Annotated in this window: 11 protein-coding genes; 7 read left to right on the top strand and 4 right to left on the bottom strand. The window is 68.7% G+C overall.

Going from position 1 to position 10,339, the window contains the following annotated elements:
- The 4 genes from VGF64_16900 to VGF64_16885 form a co-directional block, all read left to right on the top strand.
- The coding region (locus VGF64_16900; protein HEY1636440.1) for a hypothetical protein at positions 1-415 on the top strand (415 nt) is incomplete at its 5' end.
- A 123-nt stretch (positions 416-538) separates the two neighbouring features.
- Complete coding sequence (locus VGF64_16895; GenBank protein ID HEY1636439.1) at positions 539-2,710, top strand: transglycosylase domain-containing protein; 2,172 nt, start codon at positions 539-541, stop codon at positions 2,708-2,710.
- A gap of 3 nt (positions 2,711-2,713) precedes the next feature.
- The gene (locus VGF64_16890) at positions 2,714-3,427 is read left to right on the top strand and encodes a C4-type zinc ribbon domain-containing protein (protein ID HEY1636438.1); all 714 of its coding nucleotides are present in this window, start codon (positions 2,714-2,716) and stop codon (positions 3,425-3,427) included.
- Positions 3,428-3,493: 66 nt separating this feature from the next.
- A complete protein-coding gene (locus VGF64_16885; GenBank protein HEY1636437.1) occupies positions 3,494-4,114 on the top strand; it encodes a histidine phosphatase family protein in 621 nt (206 codons plus the stop codon).
- Here the strand turns inward: VGF64_16885 and VGF64_16880 are convergent.
- Positions 4,080-4,949, bottom strand: a complete 870-nt coding sequence (locus tag VGF64_16880) for a DUF4436 family protein (GenBank protein HEY1636436.1) — start codon at positions 4,947-4,949, stop codon at positions 4,080-4,082. The two genes, VGF64_16885 and VGF64_16880, sit on opposite strands and share 35 nt — an antisense overlap.
- Before the next feature lie 239 nt (positions 4,950-5,188).
- On the opposite strand from VGF64_16880, the gene VGF64_16875 reads away from it, so the two are divergent.
- Complete coding sequence (locus VGF64_16875) at positions 5,189-6,097, top strand: hypothetical protein (GenBank protein ID HEY1636435.1); 909 nt, start codon at positions 5,189-5,191, stop codon at positions 6,095-6,097.
- Positions 6,098-6,142: 45 nt separating this feature from the next.
- Here the strand turns inward: VGF64_16875 and VGF64_16870 are convergent, their stop codons facing one another.
- On the bottom strand, positions 6,143-7,198 hold the full coding sequence (locus VGF64_16870; GenBank protein ID HEY1636434.1) for a DUF3048 domain-containing protein: 1,056 nt from the start codon (positions 7,196-7,198) through the stop codon (positions 6,143-6,145).
- A 305-nt stretch (positions 7,199-7,503) separates the two neighbouring features.
- Positions 7,504-7,830 carry an STAS domain-containing protein gene (locus VGF64_16865; GenBank protein ID HEY1636433.1) on the bottom strand — a complete coding sequence of 109 codons (327 nt, stop codon included), beginning with the start codon at positions 7,828-7,830 and terminating at the stop codon, positions 7,504-7,506.
- Positions 7,831-8,083: 253 nt separating this feature from the next.
- Between VGF64_16865 and VGF64_16860 the strand changes: the two genes are divergently transcribed.
- Together VGF64_16860 and VGF64_16855 are read left to right on the top strand one after the other, a co-directional pair.
- A complete protein-coding gene (locus VGF64_16860; GenBank protein ID HEY1636432.1) occupies positions 8,084-8,548 on the top strand; it encodes a hypothetical protein in 465 nt (154 codons plus the stop codon).
- Positions 8,549-8,597: 49 nt separating this feature from the next.
- Positions 8,598-9,254 (top strand): class I SAM-dependent methyltransferase, encoded by a 657-nt coding sequence (locus VGF64_16855; GenBank protein ID HEY1636431.1) that lies wholly within the window; start codon positions 8,598-8,600, stop codon positions 9,252-9,254.
- A gap of 80 nt (positions 9,255-9,334) precedes the next feature.
- On the opposite strand, the gene VGF64_16850 is transcribed toward VGF64_16855, so the two are convergent.
- The gene (locus VGF64_16850; GenBank protein ID HEY1636430.1) at positions 9,335-9,970 is read right to left on the bottom strand and encodes a TetR family transcriptional regulator; all 636 of its coding nucleotides are present in this window, start codon (positions 9,968-9,970) and stop codon (positions 9,335-9,337) included.
- Positions 9,971-10,339: the final 369 nt, after the last annotated feature.

The raw sequence follows: 10,339 nt of genomic DNA, 5'->3' as shown, positions 1-10,339 counted from the left end.
CCTCGGTTTCTACGCCTTCAACGTCGGCCGGCTCGGCGTCGGCCTGATCCCGATCATGGCCGTCCTGCTGGTCGTGGGCTGGGTGATCGCCCTGTTCGTCATCGCCCTGGTCCTGCGGTTCGGCACGGGGGCGGAAGCCCTCGCCTGGGGCATCCTGTTCGTGGTCATGCCGCTCTCGGGCGTGTTCTACCCGGTGGCGGCGCTGCCGTGGTTCCTTCGGCCCCTGGCAGCCGCGCTGCCCACGACGCACGCCTTCGCCGCCGGGCGCAGCCTCATCGACGGCCACGGCATGCAATGGGGCCAGCTGGGGCTGGCGACCGCTTCGACCGTGGTGGCCGCCGTGGCCGTCTTGGCCTTCCTCGTGCTGATGCTCGCCACGTTCCGGCGCCGGGGGTACGTCACCCGGTACTCGTAGCTGGGGGCAGGGACGCCATTTCGGATCCCTTGATCGGTGCTCCGAGCGCGTGGCATTCTCCTGGGCCACACTGAGGGGCCGATGCTGGAGTGGTGGTCCTCTCAGTTACCGTGAACCCGTAAAATGGACAAACTGAGACACTTCGTGATCACCTGCGTGGCTGGCGGGACCGCGTTGGGGCTGGGGACGTTGGTGCTCGTGCCGGTCGTCCGGCTGTCCGTCGGAGCCACCCACAACGCCGCGGTGGCCGACCCGGTCCAGCTCAGGCCGCTCAACCTGCCGTCCAGGATCTACGACACCAAGGGGGACCTGCTGGCGGTGCTCCAGGACGCGGACTACCGGGCCCCGGTCACCCTGTCCCAGGTTCCACCCACCGTGGTCCACGCGGTGCTGGACGCCGAGGATGCCAACTTCTACCAGCATGGTGCCCTTGACTTCCGCTCCATCCTCCGGGCCTTCACGAGTGACGTGAGCAACGGCGGAGGCCTGCAGGGTGGCTCTACTATCACCCAGCAACTGGTGAAGAACGCCGTCCTCAACTCGCAGCGGAGCGTCAACCGCAAGGTGCACGAGGCGGTGCTCGCCTACCGCCTCGAGCAGCAGATGTCCAAGGACCAGATCCTCGAGCGCTACCTCAACACGGTCTATCTGGGCAACGGGGCCTATGGGGTCCAGGCTGCGGCCCAGACCTACTTCGGGCGCGACGTGGGCCAGCTCGACGCGGGCCAGGCGGCCCTGCTGGCCGGCATGATCCGCAACCCCGTCGGCTACGACCCCCTTCACCACCCAGCAGCGGCGACCCAACGGCGTGATCAGATCCTGGCGGGAATGGTGGCCAACGGGCACCTGACCACCGCCCAGGCCGACCAGTACAAGACGACACCGGTGCCCTCGTCGATCAACCAGCCCGCCAACCAGCAGGACAGCCCCTTTGTCGCCGAGGTCAAGGCCTCCCTGTCGGATGTGACCGACCACCGCTTCGACTTCCTCGGCACGAGCCCGGCGGAGCGCCTGAACACCCTCAACAAGGGTGGGCTGAACATCACCACCACGCTGGATCCGACGATGCAACAGAACGCCGAGGCGGCGGTGGCGGCGCGGCTGCCGGACACGGGCGGGAAGTTCACCTCGGCGGTGGTGGCGATGGATCCGAATACCGGCGACGTGCGGGCGCTCGTCTCGGGCAACCCCGCATCCAACCATGGCTACGACGTGGCCACGGGCCGCGGCGGCTCGGGACGACAGCCCGGCTCCTCGTTCAAGCCCTTCGTCCTCATGGCCGCCCTCGAGAACGGCTACAGCCCCAACGACAGCATCGACGGCACCTCGCCCTGCACCATCCAGCTCCCCAGCTCCGGCGCGTACGTGGCCAACAACGCCGAGCCCGGGGCTGGCGTGATGAACCTCTGGGATGCCACCGCCAACTCGGTCAACTGCGCCTACATACGGCTGGGCGTGGACGTGGGCCTATCTAAGGTCGCGGACATGGCGCACCGCATGGGCATCCCGGCCAAGGTCCGGCTGACGCCCAGCCCCTCACTGAGCATCGGCAGCTACGAGGTGACTCCTCTCGAGATGGCCTCGGCCTACTCCACCCTGGCCGCCGATGGCGTGCACCATACGCCGAGCTTCATCGAGAAGGTGACCGACTCGTCGAACAACGTCGAATTCGGCGGGGCGGACAAGGGTGAGCGGGTCGTATCGGCCCAGGACACCAGGGTGGCCACGCAGGCGCTCCAGGGCGTGGTCCAGCGGGGAACGGGCACAGCGGCGGCGCTCTCGGACCGGCCGGTGGCCGGCAAGACGGGTACGACGGACAACCTGGCGAACGCCTGGTTCGTGGGCTACACCCCGCAACTTGTGACCGCGGTGTGGATGGGCTCGCCCGCGGGCCTGGTCCCCATGTACGGGGTGGGGGGCGTCGACGTCTTCGGCGGCACCTACCCGGCGCGTATCTTCCATGACTTCATGTCCAGCACTCTCTCGGGCCAGCCAGTCGAGAACTTCGCGTCTCCCGACCCGAGCCAGATCGGTGCCGGGCGCTTCCTGATCGCCCAGGACTCCCCGGGCGCCATCACCAGCCCGCTGCCTCCGCCTCCACCGCCGGGGCTGCCGCCGGTGCCGCTCCCGCCGGGGGTGCTCCCGCCGCCGACGCCGGCGCCCACGACGCTCCCGCCCACGACGCGCCCACCGACGACGCCGCCACCACCGCCTCCGCCCCCGACGACACAGCCCCCGCCACCGCCTCCACCACCGACGACGACCACCACCACGACGACGCAGCCGAGTCCCTGAGGCGTGGCTCCCCTCGACATCCTTCTGGAGGTTCAGGACCGGGACACGACCCTCGACCAGCTTGCGCACCGACGGGCCACCCTTCCCGCCCGAGCCGAGCTGGCGGCGGTCGAGACGCGCCTCGATGACGTCGGTGATCGGACCGCCCGAGCCGAGGCCGACCGGCGGGCCCTATCTGAGCGCCAGGGACGTCTCGAGTCTGATATCGCCGCCGTGGCCCGACGCATCCACGAGGTCGAAGGTCGGATGTACTCGGGCGAGGTGGCAGCGTCGAGGGAGCTCATGGCCATGTCGGAGGAGGTCGACTCGCTCAACCGGCGTCGGCGGGAGCTCGAGGAGATGGCCTTCGAGGTCATGGCGGCCGGCGAGCCCGTCGACGCCCAGCTGGCCCGGCTCGCGACCGAGCGCAGGACGGCCGAGAGCGAGGCTGAACGGCTCCTCGGGGTGATCGGCGAGGGCGAGGCCGAGATCGATGCCGAGGTGGCGGCGGAGACGGAGGCCCGCGCGACACTGGCGGCCAAGCTGCCCGACGAGCTCACCCAGCGCTACGAGCGCCTGAGGGTCCGGCTCGGAGGCATCGGAGCGGCGCGCCTCGAGCACGGTTCGTGCGGCGGTTGCCACCTCGCTCTGCCCGCGGTCGAGCTCGATCACATCCGCCGGGCGCCACCCGACGCGATCATCACCTGTGAGCAGTGTGGGCGCATCCTCGTCCGCTGAGCGGGCGGCGGCCGGCCACGTAGGCCGGCCCGACGGCGCGGCCGGGCGCCGGGCGACCACCCGGGCATGATCCTGCTGATCCGCCACGGACAGACCGCCGCCAACGCCGCCGGCCTTCTGCTTGGTCGGGCCGACCCACCGCTTACCGAGCTGGGTCGGCGCCAGGCCGCGGCCTCGGCCAACGCGGTCGGCGAGGTGACGCGCGTGGTGACCAGCCCGCTACGCCGCGCTCGCGAGACGGCGGCGGCCTTCGGAGCGCGGGTGCCCGTCGACGTCGACCAGCGGTGGACCGAGCTCGATTACGGGGAGTTCGAAGGGCGGCCGTTCGGCGAGGTGCCCAACGAGACATGGCAGCAATGGCGACATGACCCGTCCTATGCACCGCCCGGAGGCGAGTCGCTGGCCGCACTCGGCGTGAGGGTGCGGGACGCGTGCGACCACCTCGCCCGCCACGCGGGCGAGGGTGATATCGCCGTCGTCAGCCACGTGTCGCCGATCAAAGCCGCCGTCGCCTGGGCACTCGGCGTCCATGACACGGTGGCCTGGCGCATGTTCCTCGACCTGGCCGCGATCTCCCGAGTGGCGATCGGGCCTCCCGGACCGTCCCTTCGCGGCTACAACGACACGCACCACCTCGCGTCGCTGGAGAGGGTCAACGGCGGTCGTCCCGAGGAGGCGTCAGGTTGAGCATCTCGGGCCGCTGGACGAGGTAATAGACGATCAGCACGACCAGGGCGACGGCGACAATGGCAACCGACTCGAAGACGCTGAAGAAGTCGAGGAATGTGCCGACCGGCGGGTTGCCCGGAGCGGCATTGCGGAAAGTCACCACGGCGAACAGGAGGGCGCCGAGCCAGGCGAGCAAGCGGCTCTCCCACATTCGCTGGCGCCGGACGACCAGTGCCGTCACTGCAGCGACACCCAGAGCGAGGGCCCAGTAGATGGCCATCATGGCCAGGACCCACCCGCGGGTGCCGAGTGTGCGTCGGATGACGAAGTTGATGCTGGCGACGTCGTCGTTTCCGATATGACTCTGGGGGGTGATGGAGAACCCGGCGGCATTGGTGGCGAAGACGCCACTGATCGCCACCCTCGGTCTGGTGGTGTTCTGGGGGACGTTCGGATCAGTGCCCTGGAAGGCGAGGAGCTGGACAGTGGCTTTGTAGGTCTCGAACGGATAGTCGACCACGTCGCCCTTCTGGAACAGGACCGTCGCACCTTGTTCCTGGTTGAGGCGGTTGGGAGCGACGACGATCGATGGGATCTGGCCCACCGACGTCAGGAGCAGGGCGCCCTCGGGCGGCAGGTGCTCCCCGGGGGCAGCCAGGAGCCGCATTCGCATCGAGCCCGAGGTGGCGTCGATCGAGTCCACGGTGAGGATCAGGTCGACGGCGCCGGACGTCTCCGGCGCCAGGGGTGTCGTCTCGGGCTGGTTTCCGGCGCGCGGGATGGCGAAGAAGACAGCGAGTGCGGCCCCGACGAACACTGCACCCACGACGAGCAGGACCACCTTGGAGCGCATCTCCCCCCTTCGTCCGCGCGGACGGTACACCCTCGTGGCCCCCGGGTGAGGGCTCATCGTGCGTAGCCTGGAGCCGATCGACCATGGCGGGATGCGATCGCGATCGAGCCGAACTCAGCGCGTTCGGCGGGAGGTTGACCGTGCGCAACAGCCCGATCCGGGGTACGGCGATGGCTCTACTCCTCGCGTCGGCGGCGGCGGGTGGTTGCTCCGCGGCGCGATCTGATGTCCGCAGTCCCGTGTCGACGACAGGTCAGGGGAGCGGCACGGGTGCGACGAGCAGACCCGCCATCACCGTGCCGCCAGCGACCGCGGCACCGAGCCCGACCGGCGTCGGAACGGTGGTGCTCCCGCTCGTCGACCAGTCTCGGCCCACCGTGAGCCACGGCCGGTTCTTGGCCCCGACCCGTGCGCTCACGACCCAGGTCTGGTACCCGAAGGGTCTCTCCGGACCGCGGCCGCTGATCGTCTTCGCTCACGGCTTCCAGGTCGGGGTGGGCCCCTATCGACGGGCGTGCAACGCATGGGCCGAACGTGGCTTCGTCGTCGCCGCACCGATGTTCCCCCTCGGTGATCAGACCGTGGCGGGGACGAACCTCGACGAGGCGGACATCGCCAATCAGCCCGCGGACGTGCGATTCGTGATCACACAGCTCCTTGCCGCCTCAAGTTCCTCTGGTTCGCCACTCAGCGGCCTTGTCGATCCGGCGAGGATCGCCGTCGTCGGCCATTCGGACGGCGCGGAGACCGCACTCCTCGTCGGCTACGGCGCGAACGAGCGAGACCCACGCGTGGACGTCGTCGTGGCCGACGCCGCCAACCCGCTGGACGTCCAACCGCCGACGGCGAAGCTTCGCGGCTCTGCACCTTTGCTCGTCGTGCTCGGAGACGAGGACCGCAGTGTTCCGATCCAGGACGGTCTGCATCTCGTCGACGAGCTTCGAGTGCCCGGGTGGCTGCTCGTGCTCCACGGTGCCGACCATCTGTCGCCGATCGCCGGCCCGAGCGTCTGGACTCCGGTGTTCGACCGGACGACGGGCGACTTTCTCACGGGCGTGCTCGCTGGCGGCACCAATCTCAGTGCGACGCTGCAGACCGACGTGGCCGGGTCTCCCTCGTCGCTGACGGCTCTGACGACCGGCCCGTGAGAGATCGGCTGCCAGGACCTGTAGGTCGGCTCTACCTGCTGGCGATCAGGAGAGGCCGGGTGCGGCCGGGCGGGGGAGCAGCTCCATCCAGGTCTTCCCTGGTTCCAGGGCGATCGTCGCTCCAGACGCGTCCACCAGGTGGACGGTGTCAGTGATCGACGGTCGCTGCCAGGTGCCGGCGATCACCTTGCCGTCCCGGAGGACCCAGCACGGTCCGGAGCCAGTGGCGATCACGAGGGGATCCTCGTTCCCCGCGTTGTCGAAGATCCCCGTCGGTCCGATGGCAACCGACAGGACCACGACATTGACCGTGGAGATCCGGGTGCCGTCAGCCAGCACGTCCGGGGCACCATTCTGGCTTCGAAGGTATGTCTGCGAGGCCGGGTCCCAGTCCCAGCCGGCGTTCGACTGCGCTGACATCGGGATCGAGGCGTGGGCGGCCGGAGGCGCCGCCGGCGGGTTCGTGTTGTAGGTGAACAGCGGTCTGGGCGGAACAGCCGCCGCGCCCGCCTGGGTACCGGCCGCGTAGAGGTCGCCGGTGGTGGACGAGGTCGAGTATGGCGCGTGCCTTCCGGGGATCTGCTGGAACGCAGACCCGTTGGCGTCAGCCGACACGAGGGTCGAGGTCGAGTCGGCTATCACGGGGGCGATCTCGCCGGCCGCTGCCCCGGAGTAGGCGAAGATGCCGCCACCGAGCTCGCGAAGCATGGCGGCATCGACGGGTCGGGCCGACCGGATCGGGCCCACCAGCGGCGCGTCCTGCGACTGGAAGGTGGCCATGAGTCGTGTCAAACCGCCCTCCACGAGCTCGTCGGTGACCAGATCGGCGCGGTCGAGCCCCCACTGGGGAAGCGCGGGCGGCGTGTTGTCGATCTTGACCGACAGCGCGGGACGGTTGTTGGTGGCGCTGACGAGCTGCCCGGTGAGCGGCGCAAACGGGGGCGGGGGCGGCGGGGCGGTCGTCGGGGGCGTCGTGGTCGTCCTCGCTATCGCCCTGTGCGCGGTCGTGCGGGCGCAGCTGGCGAGCAACGTCAGTCCGACGGCGACGGCTGCCGTCGCGACCATGATCGGCCGCTGTCTGGTGCGGATGAGCTGTTTCAACGGCGTACTCTGGCGTCAATCTCGAGACTACGAAGCGGTGCGAGCCGCTCGTGCTGGGCGAATCTTCGACGACTGCGACACGGGTTGCACCGGTCGCCCGTTGTCCATATTCGACGTCGCGAACGGCAGTCCTTTGCGAGCCAGGCCCAACGGTACGGCTTGGGCTCGGGGTACGGGGCTCCCCCGTGGAGGTGAGGGGATGCCGTAGAGGGGGCAACCGCTTGGTAACCGGCCGAAAAGGGGCCGGCCGCCGCTCGGGTGTATCGGCCTGTCGGCCCCCCGGGGCGGGGGCTTCCGCTCGCCTCCTAACCTGAGGTGACCGTCAGCACCTTGTTCAGACCGGTGCGTTCGATGACCCTGGAGACCGGGCTGGTCGGTGCGTCGAGGATCAGGTCCCCGCCGAGTTTGCGCAATTGCTCGCACGCGGCGACGAGCGGAGCAATGCCGGCGCAATCGACGAACTCGGTGTCGCTCAGGTCAACGAGGATCACCCGACCGGGTTCAACCAGATCGGCGAGCATCTGTGACAGCACCGGCGCCGTGGCACAGTCGAGCTCGCCGAGCACCGCCACGACGGCGAGGCCGTTGCGTTCTGTCGTCGAGAGGTCGAAAGGAGTCTGAGGTGCCAACATGTGCCGCTCCGTTCGCCCGAGCTGATCAGGCGACCCACTAATCGTATACGGGTCTGTGCGCTACCGTACAGACGAGCGGTCAGCCAACCTCGAACCCGTGGATCGGCGAGTCGACAGGCTCATCCTTCCGGTAGAGGTACTGCCCCGCATGGGGGACGTGCTCTAGCCCAATCTGAGGATCCGGGCCCGTGGTCGCCTGTTGTGCCTTCGCCAAACGGCCGGCGTGCGAGACTGCTCGGCGATGAGGGAACGCATGGAGGTCGAGAGAGAGATTGCTTCGGAGCCGGCCGCGATCTTCCGGCTGCTGAGCGATCCCCAGGGTCATGTGGCCATCGACAGCTCCGGCATGCTGATGAGCGCTTCTGGTGAGTCTGTTCGCGCTGTCGGCGACACCTTCGTGGTGCACATGGACCGAGAGGCGCTCAACGACTACCCACTCGGTCTGTACGACGTGACCGTGAGGATCGTGAGGTTCGAGCCGGATCGAGAGATCGCCTGGACGCCCGAAGGTCAACTCAACCTCGGGCACGTGTACGGCTACAAGCTCGAGCCGATCGCACAGGGCACGCTGGTCACCTCGTACTACGACTGGTCCTCCATCGAGCAGAATTGGAGAGACGCAAACATCTTCCCGGTGATTCCAGAGGCGGCGCTGCGCGCCACTCTCGGCATCCTGGCCCGAACGGTCTCTCCAGGACAGCCCCGGCCTTCGGCCTGAGCACCCGGGCGGGGTGCTGCGTCACCGCCAGCGACCTAGGGTGGGTCGTATGGACACGACGTACTGGCGGGGCGGCGCCGAGGACGAGGCCATGCAGGAGGAACACGGCTTCATCTGGCGGGCGATGCTCGAGACGGTCGATGTCGACTTGGCTGCGAAGCGCGTGCTCGATGCCGGGTGCAACCGAGGTGGTTTCCTCCGCCTGCTCGCCGACCGGCATGGCATCGCTGAGGGGTGGGGGTACGACCCGGCCACCAGCGCCATCGAGGATGCGCGGGGGCTCGTCGGGCAGCGACCGTTACGCTTCGAAGCCGCAGACACGGTGCCGGCGGAGTGGAGCGGCTTCGACGTGGCGTTCAGCCACGAGGTGCTCTATCTGGTGCACGATCTCTCGGCCCACGCCAGTGCCATCTTTCGTGCCTTGGCGCCGGGCGGCGTCTACTTCGCAGTCATGGGTATCCATACACGGAGCCCCCTCATGATGCAGTGGCACTCGGCCAACGTCGACGAGCTGCGCCTGCCGAAGCTGTACGACATCGACGAGGTCGTGGCGATCTTTCGTGGGGTCGGATTCGACGCGTCGGCCGCCCGGCTCGCGATGCGCTTCGTACCGGCTGACGGTCATGGCCATCACGGCGGGAGCCACCTGGTCGACTGGCTCGACTACTACTACGACCAGAAGCTCTTGCTTCGCTTCAGCCGCTAGAAGCTCGACGGACCCGTGGTCAGGTCCAGGCTCGGAGTGAAGCTCTTCGAGTCACTGAGACCAAACAGCGCCCAGGATGCCTAACGTCGGCGTCGGGGAGGGACGGCCTGCTCTATCGCCGATTGGGCGAGGTCGACAATCTGGGGGACCACGTCTGTGACGTCTTGGTCGTTGGCGGCGAGGACGTCGAAGGTCTCGAAGCTGGTGAGGGCGAGAAGGGTTCGCACGGCACGTTCGCGGTCGAGCCCGGAGGGAGGGCGGGGATGATCGACGAGACGGCTGACGACGACCTCGAGGCCGTCGCTGCGTCGCTGGTCCCGCGCGGTGACTACAGCGTGAACCTCGGGGTCGAGGGCGGCGAGCGCTCGTAGCCGACGCATGACGGTTCGGTCTGCCTGCCAGAACCGCCCGAAACAGACGATGAAGGCGGCCAGCGCGTTTCGGGCGTCGGCTTCGCCGAATGCCTGGGGTAGATCGGCCAGTCCGCCGGTCTCGGCGAGGTCGTCGCAGAGAGCTTCGAGCAGGCCGGACTTGGAGCCGAACTGGTAGTACACCGTGCCCCGTGCGACGTCGGCTCGTCTTGCGACCGCGTCGACGGTGAACGCGGTGTAGCCGGCGGCGTCAGCTAGCAGCGCTCGGGCGGCGTCGAGGATCTGTCGGCGCCCATGGTCGATCTGCTCGAGCCGTTTGCCGAGGTTGTAGGGGCGGGGAGTCACGGGCTTGACGGAGCCTCCCGGTGGCTGATTTGATTGTACGTGCTGTACGGCTAAATGTTAGCAGTTGACGACAAGGAGAGGAGACAGCCGCGTGATCGAGATCGACGAGTTCGTCACCGCGTGGACCGACGCCGAACGGAGCGGCGATCGCGGCAGCCCGGGATCCACATGAGCTTCATCGCCGGAACACCGGGGGCTCCCGCCGTTCCCAGCATGCCCGGCCGCGCGGCCATCACCAAGGAGGAGGACCGTGGGTGACCTGCAGGACCGTGTCGCGCTGGTGACCGGAAGCTCGCGCGGCATCGGCGCCGCCATCGCCAAGGTGTTCGCGAGCCAAGGCGCCCTCGTGGCAGTGCACGGCCGCGACGC

This window comes from Acidimicrobiales bacterium (assembly GCA_036491125.1).
Classification (GTDB): domain Bacteria; phylum Actinomycetota; class Acidimicrobiia; order Acidimicrobiales; family AC-9; genus AC-9.
This window is presented reverse-complemented; position numbering and strand designations above follow the sequence as displayed.